General features: G+C 67.5%; 13 protein-coding genes. 7 read left to right on the top strand and 6 right to left on the bottom strand.

Annotation, left to right across the window (positions count from 1 at the left end; translation table 11 throughout):
• Window positions 1-60: 60 nt before the first annotated feature.
• Complete coding sequence (gene asnB, locus H3005_RS02930) at window positions 61-1,752, bottom strand: asparagine synthase B (protein WP_191077542.1); 1,692 nt, start codon at window positions 1,750-1,752, stop codon at window positions 61-63.
• A gap of 358 nt (window positions 1,753-2,110) precedes the next feature.
• Here asnB and H3005_RS02925 point away from each other — a divergent pair, with 358 nt between their 5' ends.
• Window positions 2,111-3,004, top strand: a complete 894-nt coding sequence (locus H3005_RS02925) for a tetratricopeptide repeat protein (protein ID WP_191077541.1) — start codon at window positions 2,111-2,113, stop codon at window positions 3,002-3,004.
• Between the two features lie 46 nt (window positions 3,005-3,050).
• Here H3005_RS02925 and dapE read toward each other — a convergent pair whose 3' ends face one another.
• The 5 genes from dapE to map are packed head-to-tail and all read right to left on the bottom strand — an operon-like array spanning window position 3,051 to window position 9,072.
• Window positions 3,051-4,178 carry a succinyl-diaminopimelate desuccinylase gene (dapE, locus tag H3005_RS02920; RefSeq protein ID WP_100552024.1) on the bottom strand — a complete coding sequence of 376 codons (1,128 nt, stop codon included), beginning with the start codon at window positions 4,176-4,178 and terminating at the stop codon, window positions 3,051-3,053.
• On the bottom strand, window positions 4,175-4,540 hold the full coding sequence (locus H3005_RS02915) for an arsenate reductase (RefSeq protein WP_025877641.1): 366 nt from the start codon (window positions 4,538-4,540) through the stop codon (window positions 4,175-4,177). Before H3005_RS02915 ends, dapE begins: the two co-directional genes overlap by 4 nt.
• A gap of 13 nt (window positions 4,541-4,553) precedes the next feature.
• Window positions 4,554-5,600, bottom strand: coding sequence for a 2,3,4,5-tetrahydropyridine-2,6-dicarboxylate N-succinyltransferase (gene dapD, locus H3005_RS02910; protein ID WP_100552023.1), 1,047 nt, complete (start codon window positions 5,598-5,600; stop codon window positions 4,554-4,556).
• Complete coding sequence (locus H3005_RS02905; protein ID WP_191077540.1) at window positions 5,600-8,227, bottom strand: [protein-PII] uridylyltransferase; 2,628 nt, start codon at window positions 8,225-8,227, stop codon at window positions 5,600-5,602. The genes dapD and H3005_RS02905 overlap by 1 nt, the downstream gene beginning before the upstream one ends.
• 2 nt (window positions 8,228-8,229) lie before the next feature.
• Window positions 8,230-9,072, bottom strand: coding sequence for a type I methionyl aminopeptidase (gene map / locus H3005_RS02900; RefSeq protein WP_089239865.1), 843 nt, complete (start codon window positions 9,070-9,072; stop codon window positions 8,230-8,232).
• A gap of 173 nt (window positions 9,073-9,245) precedes the next feature.
• On the opposite strand from map, the gene H3005_RS02895 reads away from it, so the two are divergent.
• The 6 genes from H3005_RS02895 (at window position 9,246) to H3005_RS02870 (ending at window position 14,939) form a co-directional block, all read left to right on the top strand.
• A complete protein-coding gene (locus H3005_RS02895; protein ID WP_100552021.1) occupies window positions 9,246-9,773 on the top strand; it encodes a spore coat U domain-containing protein in 528 nt (175 codons plus the stop codon).
• Window positions 9,773-10,525 (top strand): molecular chaperone, encoded by a 753-nt coding sequence (locus H3005_RS02890; protein WP_100552020.1) that lies wholly within the window; start codon window positions 9,773-9,775, stop codon window positions 10,523-10,525. Before H3005_RS02895 ends, H3005_RS02890 begins: the two co-directional genes overlap by 1 nt.
• Before the next feature lie 7 nt (window positions 10,526-10,532).
• Window positions 10,533-12,875, top strand: coding sequence for a fimbria/pilus outer membrane usher protein (locus H3005_RS02885; protein WP_100552019.1), 2,343 nt, complete (start codon window positions 10,533-10,535; stop codon window positions 12,873-12,875).
• Between the two features lie 2 nt (window positions 12,876-12,877).
• Window positions 12,878-13,912 (top strand): spore coat U domain-containing protein, encoded by a 1,035-nt coding sequence (locus H3005_RS02880; protein WP_100554074.1) that lies wholly within the window; start codon window positions 12,878-12,880, stop codon window positions 13,910-13,912.
• 101 nt (window positions 13,913-14,013) lie between these two features.
• The gene (locus tag H3005_RS02875) at window positions 14,014-14,241 is read left to right on the top strand and encodes a hypothetical protein (RefSeq protein WP_100552018.1); all 228 of its coding nucleotides are present in this window, start codon (window positions 14,014-14,016) and stop codon (window positions 14,239-14,241) included.
• Window positions 14,241-14,939 (top strand): fimbria/pilus periplasmic chaperone, encoded by a 699-nt coding sequence (locus H3005_RS02870; protein ID WP_191077539.1) that lies wholly within the window; start codon window positions 14,241-14,243, stop codon window positions 14,937-14,939. Before H3005_RS02875 ends, H3005_RS02870 begins: the two co-directional genes overlap by 1 nt.
• Window positions 14,940-15,050 lie beyond the last annotated feature (111 nt).

The following is a 15,050-nucleotide window of genomic DNA, read 5'->3' as shown; positions in this document are numbered from 1 at the left end:
GCTGTGCGCTCGCCGGGCATGGCCCGGCGCTACCGTTGTCAGGCGACCGGGCACTGCCGGTCAGGCCAGAGCCTGCTCGTGCACGCCGGCGATGGCGCGGCCCGACGGATCGGCGGCTGCGGCGAAGCTGGCGTCCCAGGCAATGGCTGCCGGCGAGGAACAGGCGATCGACTTCCCGCCCGGCACGGTTTCAGCCGCCGCATGACTGGGGAAGAACTGCTCGAACAGGTGGCGGTAGTAGTACGCCTCCTTGGTCTGCGGCGGGTTGTGCGGGAAGCGCTTGTCGGCGGCGGCCAGTACGCGGTCGCTGACCTGTGCTTCGGCGTGCGCCTTCAGGCCGTCGATCCAACCGTAGCCGACACCATCGCTGAACTGCTCCTTCTGCCGCCACAGGATGCTGTCCGGCAGGTAGCCCTCGAAGGCCTCGCGCAGCACTGCCTTCTCGATGCGGCGACCACCGAAGCCGGCACCGACCATCTTGTGCGCGGCATCGAAACGCATGGCCACGTCGAGGAACTCGCGGTCCAGGAACGGCACGCGCGGCTCCACGCCCCAGGCCATCATCGACTTGTTGGCGCGCAGGCAATCGTAGTTGTGCAGGGCGTCGAGCTTGCGCACCAGTTCCTGGTGGAATTCGCGCGCGTCCGGTGCCTTGTGGAAGTACAGATAGCCGCCGAAGATCTCATCGCTGCCTTCGCCGGACAGCACCATTTTCACGCCCATCGCCTTGATCCGGCGCGCCAGCAGGAACATCGGCGTGGAGGCGCGGATGGTGGTGACGTCGTAGGTTTCAATGTGGCGGATCACCTCCGGCAACACATCCAGACCTTCCTCGAAGGTGTATTCGAAGCCGTGGTGCACGGTGCCCAGCGCTTCGGCGGCGACCGCAGCAGCCGCCAGATCCGGCGAACCCTTCAGGCCGATGGCGAACGAATGCAGGCGCGGCCACCAGGCTTCGCTCTGGCCGCCATCTTCGATGCGACGCCGCGCATAACGTGCTGCCACGGCGGCAACCAGCGACGAATCCAGCCCGCCCGACAGCAGCACGCCATACGGCACGTCACTCATCAACTGGCGTTCCACCGCATGTTCAAAGGCCTGGCGCAGCTCGGCGAGATCGGCCTGGCGGCCCTGCACCTCGTCGTACTCGCGCCACGGCTGCTGGTAGTAGCGCACCAGTTCGCCGCTGGCACTGTCGTAGTAATGGCCCGGCGGGAACTGGGCAACGTCGGCGCAGGTATCGACCAGCGCCTTCATTTCAGAAGCTACGCGCAGCCGCCCCTGCGCATCATGGCCCCAGTACAGCGGCACCACGCCGACCGGATCGCGCGCCACCAGCACACGGCCGGCTGCACGGTCCCACAGGGCAAAGGCGAAGATGCCGTTGAGCTGTTCCAGCCACTGCGCGGGCGATCCGCCCTGACGGTACAGCGCGTTGATCACCTCGCAGTCCGAGCCGGTCTGGAAGGCATAGGCTTCGGCGAGGCCGGCCTTGAGCTGCTGGTGGTTGTAGATCTCGCCGTTGACCGCCAGCGCCAGCTGCCCGTCTGCGGACAGCAGCGGCTGCGAGCCGCCGGCCGGATCGACGATGGCCAGGCGCTCGTGAACCAGCAGCGCGCCTTCGTCCAGGTACACGCCGCTCCAGTCCGGGCCGCGATGGCGCTGGCGCTGCGACAGCTCCAGCGCATGGCGGCGCAGGGAAGGAAGATCGTCACCGGCCTGCAGGCCGAAAATACCGAAGATCGAACACATGGGTGGAACTCCTGTTGTGGGGAAGTACACGGGGGGAAGGTGTTCGACCGGCCATCCAGGCCCGGGTGGGGCTGCGCCCGGGCACAAAAAAACCCGCATCGGCCGATGCGGGTTTTCTGGTGTCCGGGCGTATGTTGCTGTCTATCTACCCAGGGCGCAGTCCCGCATCGGCCGCGCACGATTATTCGCGCGCAGATTATTGCGGTTGCTGTTGTTGACGGCGGTGGCCAGGCGGAGCGACATGGATCCGACCGTAACCGGGTTTCCGGCGCGGCGCAACAGTTGCGATGGCAACCGATTCAGCGGCCACGCCGGTAGCGACCCCGATAATTCCCTGCCCGCTTTCCGGAATTCATGGATGAACCCTTGCTGCCGTCGCCTGCTGCCCCTCCTGGCCCTGATCGCCCTGGCCGGCTGTGCGACCACGCCCACCCGCCCGGTCGATGACAGCGAACGCGACGCCCTGGCCGCAGCTGCCGATGGCCAGTTCGATTCGGCGTTGCGCATGGCCAAGCTGTACCAGTACCGCAACGACGTGCGCGCGCTGGACTGGTACGCGCGCGCCGCTGCCACCTCGCCGCGCACCCATCGCACCACAAGCGCCGAGGAACAGCTGGGCACGATCCTGGAACGCGGCCGGCTGGACAGTGCTGATACCCCGCAGAAGCCCGACGCGGTGGTGCTGAAACCCTCCGCGCGCAAGGCCTACCGCTGGTACCACCGCGCTGCCTATCACGGCTCGCCGTATGCGATGAGCGATCTGGAGACGTGGTATGAGCGACGTGGCGACATGGAGGGCGCACTGCGCTGGCGCCTGCGCCGCGCGGTCTACCTGCGTCAGTTGTACAAGCTGCAGCCGTTGCGCGATGCCACCAGCGGGTCCGCGAAACCCGGCACTCCGCTCAGCGCTGATGCCTCACCGAACCCGGTGATCGCGCGCATCCAGCGCCGCGCCGCGCGCGGCGATGCCGAAGCGCAGGTGGACCTGGGCACGCTGTACGAGGCCGGCATCGGCGTGGTGCAGGACAAAACCGAAGCGCTGCGCTGGTATGAGCGTGCCGCTGCGCAGGGCAACGTGTATGGCCAGTATCTGGCCGGACTGGCTCTCGGTCGCGGCGGCGATGGCCTGCAGAAAAACGTAGATGCCGCGGCGGCGTGGTTCGCCAAGGCACACGCGCAGGACTTCTACATGGCCGACGAGTCGTACTGGCGCGAAGCGATCAAACCGCCGTTCTTCCAGTTCTCGGAATAGCGCCGGGCGATGCCCGGCGTATCCACAGCAACCTGCTGGACGAGCGCTACACCAGCAGGCGTTCAACCAGTCGCTGGTACAGCCCCGGCAGCGCTTCCAGCTCGTCCACGCGCACGTTTTCATCCACCTGGTGGATGCTTGCGTTGACCGGGCCGACTTCGATGCACTGCGCACCCAGGGGTGCGATGAAGCGCGCATCGGAGGTGCCACCACCGGTGCTCTCTTCCGGCGCGCGACCGGTGTGCTCAGCCAACACGGCGCGCGCCGCTGCGCGCAACGTCCCTTCGGGCGTGTAGAACGGTTCGCCGCTGCGGTGCCACTTCAGCGTGTACTGCAGGCCATGACGGTCCAGCAGCGTGGTGATCTCCGCTTCCAGCTTCGCTGCATCCCAATGCGGGTTGTAGCGGATGTTGAAATCCACCTCCAGCTCACCGGGAATCACGTTGTTGGCGCCGGTACCGGCATGGATGTTGGAGATCTGCAGGCTGGTCGCCGGGAAGCTCTCATAGCCCTCGTCCCAGCGCCGTGCGCTCAGTTCGGCCAGCATCGGCGCGGCAAGATGGATGGGGTTGCGCGCCTTGTCCGGGTAGGCCACGTGGCCCTGCACACCCTGCACGCGCAGCTTGGCCGACAGGCTGCCACGCCGTCCCACGCGCAGCAGGTCACCCAGCGTGGCGGTGGACGACGGCTCGCCGGTGATGCACCAGTCGATGCGCTGGCCGCGCTCGGCGAACAGCCGCGCGACATGGCGCACGCCGTCGATGGCATCGCCTTCTTCGTCACTGGTCAACAGCACCGCCAGCGTGCCGGTGTGCTGCGGATGGGCCGCAACGAACTGTTCGGCAGCGACCACGAACGCAGCCACGCTGCCCTTCATGTCCGCGGTACCACGACCGTACAGCACGCCATCGCGGATCTGCGGTGCGAACGGATCGCTCTGCCATGCCTCGCGCGGGCCCGGCGGCACCACGTCGGTGTGGCCCAGCAGGACCAGCACCGGTGCGCCGCTGCCGTGAGTGGCCCACAGGTTGTCGACCTCGCCCAGCCGCAGGTGCTCGCAGGTGAAACCGGCCGCCTGCAGACGTTCACCGATCAGCAGCTGGCAACCGGCATCGTCCGGGGTCACCGACGGCCGTGCAATCAGATCGCAGGCCAGGTCGAGGACGGCGCTCACGCGCCGCCCACGCCGAAGCGCGCCTTGAAGCCGTTGTCGCTGAAACCCTGGCTGACCTTGCCGTCGGCAGTCACCACCAGCGGGCGCTTGATCAGCTGCGGGTATTCGCGCAGCAGCAGCTTCCACTCCGCTTCCGAATCGGCGGCCTTGCGGTTGTCCGGCAACTGCCGCCAGGTGGTGGAGGACCTGTTGACCATCGCCGCCAGGCCACCCAGCTGGGCGGCCCATTCCAGCAGCGTTTCCGGGCTGGGCTTGTTGTCGCGGTAGTCGACGAAGGTGTACGGCACGCCGAAGCGGTCCAGCCACTTGGTCGCCTTCTTGCAGGTATCGCAGTTCTTCAGACCGTAGACGGTGGTGCTCATGCGTGCGGCTCCGTCAGTCGGCCAGGCCGCGCAGCAGGTCGTTGACGCTGGTCTTGCTGCGGGTGCGGGCATCGACCTGCTTGACGATCACCGCGCAGTACAGCGAGTGGGTACCGTCCTTGCTCGGCAGCGAGCCGGACACCACCACGCTGTACGGCGGGATGTAGCCGTAGCTGATTTCGCCGGTGGCGCGGTTGTAGATGCGGGTGCTCTGGCTGAGGAACACGCCCATGCCGATCACGCTGTGATGGCCGACGACCACGCCTTCCACCACTTCCGAACGCGCACCGATGAAGCAATGGTCTTCGATGATGGTCGGGCTGGCCTGCAGCGGTTCGAGCACGCCGCCGATGCCGGCACCACCGGACAGGTGGCAGTGCTGGCCGATCTGCGCGCAGGAACCGACGGTGGCCCAGGTGTCGACCATGGTGCCTTCGCCGACGTACGCACCGATGTTGGTGAAGCTCGGCATCAGCACCACGTCCTTGCCGAAGTACGTGCCGCGACGGGCGATCGCACCCGGCACCACGCGCACGCCGCCGCGGCGGAATTTCGCCTCGTCATAGCCGGCAAAGCGCGATTCGACCTTGTCCCAGAACGGTGCCGGGCGTGCATCGACCACGGCCATGTCGTTGACGCGGAAATACAGCAGCACGGCCTTCTTCAGCCATTCGTTGACCTTCCAGCCACCATGGCCGTCCGGCTCGGCGACGCGGAATTCGCCGCTTTCCAGGCCATCGATCACGCGGTTGACCAGCGGACGGGTCGAGCCTTCCAGTTCGTGCAGGGTCAGCGTGGCGCGGCGCTCGAAAGCGCTTTCGATGCCGAACTTCAGTTCTTCCACGCCCGGGCCGGCCGGCTTGCGCAGCGACTTGCGTGCGATGTTCTCGGCGCGCGCGGCTTCGGCGGTCTTGGCCGGGGCCTTCTTCGCTGGTGCCTTCTTCACCGCAGCCTTCTTCGGCGCGGCAGTCTTCTTCGCAACCGGCTCAGCGGCAGCGGTCTTTTTGGCTGCTGCGCTCTTGGCGGTCGCGACAGTCTTCTTTACAGGCTTGGTGGCCATCAGGCGGGGTCTCCGGCGTTTCGATCAGGGTCCAGGCAGGCCAGCATTGCGTCATGCAGCTGCTGCCGGGCGGATTCAGTCAGGGGGAGGTCGTGTTCGTCACTGATCACGAAGGTGTCTTCGGCGCGTTCGCCGAATGTGGCAATGCGCGCGTCCTGCACGCGCAGTCCCTGGTTGCGCAGCACGAACGCCACGTCGGCCAGCAGGCCGGGGCGGTCGGGTGCGACCAGGGCGAAACGGGTCGCGCCGGGTTCATCGCGGAACTCGATGCGCGGGGCAAAACGGAAGTGGCGAAGCTGGCGTGGCACCACCCGGCGCGAGGGACGCAGCCGCGTCAAATCGCCACTGAGCGCCTCGCGCAGGGCCGCTTCCAGATTGGCGCTGCTGCCATCGGCAAACGTATCGGCCGGGCTCACTTCAAAATTATCGAAAATCGTGTCGGCAGGACCATCCAGCACGCGCGCGCGGTGGATGCCGTAGCCCTTGCGGTCCAACGTCATCACGATCGCGGCGAACAGGCCGTCACGGTCCGGCGAGTGCACGAACACTTCCAGTGCTGGGTCGTCGACGCTGATCCGACGTACCTTCACCAGCGTCTGGCCCTGCTTGATCGGTACCAGCGCGGCGGCCTGCCAGGCCAGCTGTTCCGGGCGCAGGCGGATGAAGCCTTCGTCGGGCATCACCGCGAACTGGCGGTCGATGGTGGCATCGTCGTAGCCCTGCTCGCGCACCAGCGCACGCACACTGTCGCGCGCTTCGGCCACGCGCTCGGCGGCCGGCACCGGATGCTCCAGGCCCTCGCGCAGCGCGCGCCGGGTCGCGAAGTACAGATCGGCCAGCAGCCGGTCCTTCCACGCGTTCCACAGTTTCGGGCTGGTGCCGGCGATGTCGGCGCAGGTCAGCAGATAGAGGTAATCGAGGCGGTCGCGGCTGCCGACCAGGGTCGCGAAACGATGGATCACGTCCGCATCGGCGATGTCCTGCTTCTGCGCGGTCACCGACATCCGCAGGTGCTGTTCGACCAGCCAGGCCACCAGCTCGGTATCCGAACCGCTCAGCCCCTGCGCGTGGCAGAAGGCCCGTGCATCGACCGCGCCCAGTTCGGAATGATCGCCGCCGCGCCCCTTGGCGATGTCGTGGAACAGGCCGGCCAGCAGCAGCAGTTCGGGCTTGCGCAGGCGCGGCCAGACTTCATGGGCGATCGAGAAACGTTCGTCGGCGCGACTGCTGGCGAACAGCCCCATGTTGCGCAGGACCATCAGCGTGTGCTGGTCGACGGTGTAGACGTGGAACAGGTCGAACTGCATGCGCCCGCTGACCTGGGCGAACGCGGGAATCCACTGCCCGAGCACGCCCAGCCGCGCCATGCGCGAAAGCGTGTCGACCGGGCGCTGGCCACGCAGCAGGGCCATGAACTGTTCGCGCGCGTCAGGGTCTGCCTGGTCATAGGCAGGCAGCAGCGGCAGCGATTCGGCCAGCGCGCGCGCGGTCAACGAATGCAGGCCGCGGATCTGCGGATTGTTCGCCCAGCTGGCGAACAGCGCGAAGACCTGGCCGATGTCCGCGTTCGGCCAGTCGGCATCGTTGGCCGCCAGATAGCCACGGCGCAGGGCGAACCCCACGGTCAGCGGCTCGGGCTGCGCCTCGCCATCGAACTGTTCCTCGAAGCGCTGCAGCAGACGATCGCTGATCCGCCGCACCACCGACGCGGCGCGGTAGAAGCCCTGCATCATTTTCTCGACGCCCAGGCTTTCGGCGTCGTCTTCAAAGCCCAGGCGCGCGGCCAGGGTCTTCTGGTAATCGAAGCGCAGGCGCTCTTCCGGGCGTCGCGCCACCAGATGCAGGCCGAAGCGAAGTCGTGCCAGCACCGCGCGTTCGCGCTTCAGCGCAGCGGCCTCGTCAGCGCCCAGATGGCTCAGGCCGACCAGCGCTTCCAGATCGCGCACACCAAACGCACGCAGCGCCATCCAGCCCAGCGTATTGAGATCACGCAGGCCGCCGGGGCCATCCTTCAGGTCCGGCTCCAGGTTGTCGGCAGTGTCACCGAAGCGCTGGTGACGGTTGCGCAGTTCCTCGAGCTTGGCCAGGAAAAACGCACGCGGTGGCCACAGTTCGCGGTCATCCACCGCCGCACGCAGCGCACGCCGCGCTGCCTCATCAGCCATCAGCGGACGCGCTTCGATCAATGCCGTCAGCACGGTCTGGTCAGCAGCGGCCTCGCTGCATTGCGCGGCCGAACGCACCGCGTGACTCACCGCCAGGCCGCAATCCCACAGCAGCGCGAACAGCCGCGCGAGCGCGTCCTCGTGGGCCAGCTGCGCGAGCGGATCGCCGAACACCAGCAGGTCGATGTCCGAGCGCGGGAACAGTTCACCACGCCCATAGCCACCTACTGCGAACAGCGACAGGCCACTGTCGGCCGGCAGGCAGCGCTGCCATGCATGGCGGATCAGGTGATCGGCCGCGCGCGCGCGCAACGCCAGCAGGCGCTCGATGTTGTCGCCCTGGTCGAAGCGGCGGTACAGGCGCGTATCGGCCTGCTGCAGCGCATCGCGCGCGGCAGCAGCCCAATCCGGGTCGTTGAGCGACGCGGCCGGCGTGTCCAGCAGCGAACTCGCCGGCAGCATCGTCAGGAGACCTGCGACTCGCCCGGCGACAGGGTCAGCACGTCCACGCCGGTCTCGGTGACCGCGATCATGTGCTCCCACTGCGCCGACAGCTTGCGGTCCTTGGTCACTACGGTCCAGCCATCGGGCAGCACCTTGTTGTAGCGGGTGCCCTCGTTGATCATCGGCTCGATGGTGAAGGTCATGCCCGGCTGCAGCACCAGGCCCTGGCCCGGACGGCCGTAGTGCACCACCTGCGGTTCATCGTGGTAGACCTTGCCGATGCCGTGACCGCAGTACTCGCGCACCACGCTGAAACGCTCGCCTTCGGCATAGCTCTGGATCGCATGGCCGACGTCGCCCAGGGTTGCGCCCGGACGCACCGCGCGGATGCCGCGCCACATGGCCTCATAGGTGGCGTCGACCAGGCGCTTGGCCATCACCGACGGGGTGCCGACGAAGTACATGCGGCTGGTGTCGCCATGCCAGCCGTCCTTGATGACGGTGACGTCGATATTGATGATGTCGCCATCCTTGAGGACCTTCCCTTCGCTGGGAATGCCGTGGCAGATGACATTGTTGACCGAGGTGCACACGGTCTTTGGGAAGCCGCGGTAGCCGACGTTGGCCGGAATGGCGCCCTGCACGTTCACGACATGGTCGTGGCAGATGCGGTCCAGTTCCTCGGTCGTGACACCGGGCTTGACGTGGGGGGTGACGATGTCGAGCACTTCGCTGGCCAGGCGGCCGGCGATGCGCATCATCTCGATTTCCTGCGGGGTTTTGATATTCACGCTCATGGCTCCCATTATCGCCGATCCGGCCGCAATCTGAACGAACGCCACCCAACTGGCGATCCGGGCCATGCACGGATCCGGCAAGGAAGGTGAAAGCGTGATGGCCCACACCCTTTCGAATCCCTGATTCTCACGCAATACAGACACTTACGGTGCCTACGCTGGGGTCACTGTCGTCAAAACGGCGCTGAATGTGCCGTTTTCGCCCTGTTCAACGGACCTTCGGGTCAGGGAGGTTGTCCATGCGATCCGCAGCTCGTTCCCCTTTGGCCTGGGCCCTGGCCCTGCTGGTGGCAGGCCCGGCCGCCGCCGCTGATACCACCACGTTCAACGTCACCCTGGTGGTCACCAAGGCCTGCACCATTACTGCGGCCGCAGCCACCAACGTCGACTTCGGCACCGCCGCTTCCACCACCGCCACCCCGACCCTGGGCCAGGGCACTGTGACCGCGCAGTGTTCGGCGCTGACCCCGTACACCATCGCGCTGAATGCCGGTGCCAATGCCGGCACGGCCAATGACGTCACCACGCGGCGGATGAAGAACACCAACGCCGCAGTGACCGCGAACAACTACGTGGGCTACCAGCTCTACCAGGATGCCGCACACACCCTGGTCTGGGGCGCCACTACCGGCACCAACACCCAGGCCGGCATCGGCACCGGGCTGGCGGTGCCCTACATCGTCTACGGCCAGATCCTCAACCTGAGCACGGCCAACGCTGCTACCGGCAACTACCTGGATACCGTTACCGCCACGATCACCTATTGATGGAGCACGCCCGCATGGCCGGATCCCGCCCGTGGCGCGCCACCGGCTTGGCGCTGCTCGTCTTCAGCCTGCTTGGGGTCAACGAGGTCTCGGCGACCAGCTTGCAGGTCGCCCCCACCAGCCTGCAGCTGGAAGCACGCCAGCGCGCTGGCGAACTGTGGTTGACCAACAGCGGCACCTCGCCGGTGAAGCTGCAGGTAAGGGTGTTCCGGTGGGTACAGCAGGACGGGAAGGAGCAACTGCTGCCCACCGAGGATCTGCTGGCTACGCCACCGATGCAGGAACTGGCAGCGGGCCAGCAGCAGCTGGTGCGGGTCATGCGTGCCGTTGCCGACGCACCGGCTGCGCAGCAGTACTACCGGCTGATCGTCGATGAGGTGCCCGATCTGGCCACGCGCAGCGAAGGCATGCAGTTCGTACTGCGCTATTCCATCCCGGTGTTCGTGCAACCCGGCGCCAGCGCCCGGCTGGCACCGCAGCTGCACGCCCGCCTGGTCCGGCTGGACGACGGTCGCAACGGCGTGGAAGTAGGCAATACCGGCAACAGCTACGCGCAGATCGCCGACCTCGCCCTGGGCAGCCCGGAGCGGCCGCGTATCGTCCATCCCGGCCTGCTGGGCTACGTGCTGCCCGGCCAGGTCATGCGCTGGCCGCTGGAGCGCACGGCGATCGACCGCGACAACGACCAGATCACGGCCAAGCTCAATGGCGAGTCGGAACAGACGTCGCTGCCGCCACCACCGGCTCGCTGAGGCGCTGATGAGCGCAGCGCTCGGTGCGGCCCTGTCCCCGGCGGCCCATGCAGCCGATGTCTCCGGGGTCTCCGCCGATGCCCTGCTGCCGCCACCGACCCCACTCACGGCCAACCAGACGCTGTACCTGGACGTGACCCTCAACAGCACGCCACGCGGCCTGCTGCCCTTCACCGACAATCGCGGCCGCCTGCAGGCCAGCCCCGAGATCCTGCGCCAGCTCGGTTTCAATGCCAGTGGCGATGCTCCCGTGTATCTGGACCAGATCAGCGGCGCGGTGGTGCGTTATGACGCCCACCTGCAGACCCTCGCGCTGGACGTGCCACTGGACCAGTTGACCCTGCCCACGACCGTGCTCGGCCGCCCGCAGGCGCGCGCGCCGCGCAGCAGCGCCTCGCCCGGCGTCCTGCTCAATTACGACCTGTATGGCAGCCGCGTCGACCGCCTCGGCAATCTGACCCTGAGCTCTGAACTGCGGGTGTTCGGCGTGGGTGCCGGCACCTTCGAGAACACCGCGGTCAGCCGTCGCTACCAGACCGGAGACCGCCACTGGCGCAGCGACAGCGTACGCCTGGACACGCGCTGGACCCTGGATTTCCCGGACAGGGCGCTGACTCTGGAGGTGGGCGACTTCTACAGCGGCTTCGTCGACTGGAGCCGGCCGGTACGCCTGGGCGGCCTGCAGATCGGCCGCAATTACGGATTGCAGCCGTACCGTGTGCTTACCCCGACGCCGGCCTTCCTCGGCCAGGCGGTGGTGCCATCCACGGTCGAGCTGTATGTCGATGGCCTGCGCCAGTACAGCGGCCAGGTGCCGGTCGGACCATTCCAGCTGGCGGCGCAACCGGGCATCAGCGGCAACGGCAGCGCGCAGGTCGTGGTCACCGATGCGTTCGGCCGCATGCAGACCCTGGATTTCAGCTTCTACGGCACCCAGCAACTGCTGGCCAAGGGCCTGTCGGACTGGTCGCTCGGCGTCGGCCAGCTGCGCGAGCAGTTCGGCGAGCGCTCCTTCGCCTACGACGACCGTACCGTGGCAAGCGCCAGCTGGCGCGGCGGCGTCAGCGACACATTCACCGGCGAAGCACACGCCGAAGGTGGCGGCGGCCTGGCACAGGCCGGCGTGGGCGGCTGGTGGCTGCTGGGCGGCGCGGGCGTGGTCAATGCCGCGTACGCCCACAGCCGCTACCAGGGCCTGCAGGGCGGCCAGTGGGCGCTGGGGTACAGCTGGAACAACCGTCGTTTCAACGTCAATCTGCGCAGCGTGCGCAGCCACGGCGACTACCGCGACCTGGGCGCGCTGCAGGCCAACCTGCCGCCCAGCATCAGCGAGCAGGCCACGGTCGGCCTGGACCTGCTGCGCCTGGGCTCCCTGAGCGCCAGCTACCTGCGCCTGCGCTATCCCGATGGCGAGGACAACCGCTATGCCAGCCTGTTCTGGTCACGCAGCTGGCGCCAGCGCTGGTCGGCCTACCTGTCGGTCAACCAGAACCTGGACAACAGCGATGACCGCAGTGTCTACCTGTCGCTGACCGCGAGCCTGGGCAACAACCGCCAGGCCAGCCTGTCCACCCAGCGCAACGGCGACCGCCAGAGCTGGGTCGCCGATGTCACCCAGCCAGTCCCGGGTGACGGCAGTGCCGGGGGGATCGGTTGGCGCGCACAGGTCCGCCACGGCGACGACGGCAGCGGCGGCCTGGCCGAAGTCGGCATCCTCAACGATGTCGGTCGCTACGCCTTCGGTGCCTCGCGCCAGGCCGGCCTCAACTACGCCTATGGCAGCGCCAGCGGCAGCCTGGTGTGGATGGCCGGGCACACCTTCGCCGCCCGCGAAGTCGCCGATGCCTTCGCGGTGGTCAGCACGAATGGCATTGGCGGTGTTCCCGTGCGGCTTGAGAACCGCCTGATCGGTGTCACCGACGATCGTGGCCTGCTGCTGATCAGCCCACTGCTGTCCTGGCAGCGCAACCGCGTCTCCATCGACACCCTGGACCTGCCGGCGGACATGCGCGCCGATCGCATCGAGGACTGGGTAACACCGCGCCAGCGTGCCGGCACCGGCCTGACCTTCAACCTGCGCTCGCGGCCGTCGTTGACCCTCACCGTGCAGGACATGGCGGGGCAGCCGCTGGAAGCAGGCAGCGAGGTGCAACTGGCGGATGGCCGCCAGGCCTCGGTCGGTTACGACGGACTGCTGTACCTGGAAGACGTGGCCGCTGGCACCGTGCTGTACATCACCACCAGCAGGGGGCAGTGCCGTACGCGGGTACCGGCATCGCCGCAGGTGGTCGCCGCAGGTGCGCGGCCTCGTCCGGCGCCCCTGCAATGCGTGCCGGAGGTGGCGCCGTGAGCCTGCGCCCGCTGCTGCTCGGCCTGCTGCTGCTTGCAGGCCTGATCGCCAGTGCACCGACGCGCGCGGCCGCCACCTGCACCGCCACCGCCGACGCGCTGCTGCCCTTCGGCAACGTCAGCAGCGGCGCCGCAGGTGCCACCCCCGGCACCTTGAACATTGCCGTGAACTGCTCCACCGCCGCGCTCAGCCTTATCGCCACCACCGGCATCCGCGTCTGCATCGGCCTGGGCAATGGCACCGGCGGCACCAGTACTTCGCCGTGGCGGACAATGGTCAACGGCAGCAGTGATCCGCTCAATTTCCAGATATACAACGTCGCCAACTACAGCGAAGTCACCGGCCTGGCACCGCGCGGCACACCGCCCGCACAGGAACTGACGATGACCTACAGCGTGCCGCTGATCGGCGGCTCCGGCAGCCGTACCACGCAGTTGTTCGCACAGATCCCGGCCAACCAGGTGCTGGCCTCCGGCAACTACAGCAGCACCTTCACCGGTGCCAGCGTGGTGCTCACCTGGGCCTGGAACGAGGTGCTGCTGGGCACCGCCACCGTGCCAGCCACCTGCAATGGCGGCGCGACCGGCACCAACACCGCCAGCAATGCCTTCACCTTCAATGCCACTGCCACCGTGCTGCCGCAATGCGGCAGCTACCTCACCACCACCATGAATTTCGGCAACGTCACCGGCGGCATTCCCGCCAATATCGACCAGACCGCCACCCTCACCCTGACCTGCCTCAAGCGCACCGCGTTCCAGGTCAGCCTCGACAATGGCCAGAACAACCCTGCACTGAGCAGTACCCGGCGCATGCGCACCACCATCGGCAGCAACAACTATTACCTGACCTATGAGCTGTACCGGGATGCTGCGCGCAGCCAGCGCTGGGGCAATACGCTCAACGTGGACACCTTCAGCGGTGTCGGCACTGGCAGCGCGCAACCCTTGACCATCTACGGCCGGGTACCGCCGGTGAGTGACCAACCGCCGGCCGGCACCTACAACGACCTGGTACAGGTAACGATCACCTACTGAGTGACGCCCCGCACTACAGAATCCCCCATGTCGGCCGATACCGCGCATCAGGTCGACAACAGGGTGGATGGCAGGTGGTTCGGGCAGTACTGATCGGAGCGATGTCCATTGCCAGCACGACAGCGTGGGCCGACCCGGCGCCCGCTCCGTTGCAGATCCGCCTGACCGTGGTTGAAGGCTGCGCCGGCACGGAGGGCGGCCCCCGTTGCCCGGTGCCACAGCAGCACAGCGACACCCTGCACCTGCCGCCACAGATCCGTGAACTGGCCCCGCCAGCGCAGGACGAGCAAGGGCGTGCCGCATCTGAACCGCCAACCACCTACTACTGATGCGCCGGCTGCTGCCCCTGTTGCTGGCACTGCTGCCCATGCCCGTGCAGGCGCTGGATCTGATGCCGACCACCCTGCGCCTGCCGGCCGCACAGGGGCGGTCCGAGCTGTGGCTGCACAATCCCGGCCCTGGGCACTGGCGCGGCCAGGTGCAGATCTGGGCGTGGGACCAGCAACCGGGTGCCGAACACCTGCAACGCAGCGCGCAGGTGCTGGCCAGCCCAACCCTGCTGGATGTACCTGCCGGTGCGCGCCAGCGCGTCTGGTTGCTTCCGGCGTCGTCCGCGCCTGTGGCCGCCGAACAGGCATTCCGTATCATCCTGGCACCGGCAGAACCGGCCATGCCACGCTATTCACTGCCCCTGTTCCGCGGCGAACCGGTTGGCCCAGCGTCCCCCTGCCTGCAGGCAGAGGTGGTGCTCAACGGGTCGCAACTCATGCTGCGACTTCTGAACAGTGGCATCGGGCACGCGCGCCTGAGCGACCTTTCCTATGAGGCAGTCGGCGGCCACCGCAGCCTGCTGCTGCCCGGTCTTGCCGGCTACGTACTGGCGGCGCGCCAGCGCGCGTGGCAGCTGCCGCCACGCGCCGATGGCTATGCCGGCGGCAGGTTCCACGCCCGCCTGCAGGACGGCGCAGAGGTGATCCTGGCCGCGCCGACGCCCGCAATTGCAGCCCGCCCGCCAAGCGGGCTATAATCGCCGGGATGTCCTGCCGCCCTGTGCGCAGGACGCCGTCCACACCGGACGTCACCGGTGAATCCACACCTGCTGCCCCCATCCGTGCCGGGGTGCTCCGCAAGGAGTTCG

The organism is Stenotrophomonas sp. Br8, from assembly GCF_014763005.1.
Lineage (GTDB): Bacteria > Pseudomonadota > Gammaproteobacteria > Xanthomonadales > Xanthomonadaceae > Stenotrophomonas > Stenotrophomonas lactitubi.
This window is presented reverse-complemented; position numbering and strand designations above follow the sequence as displayed.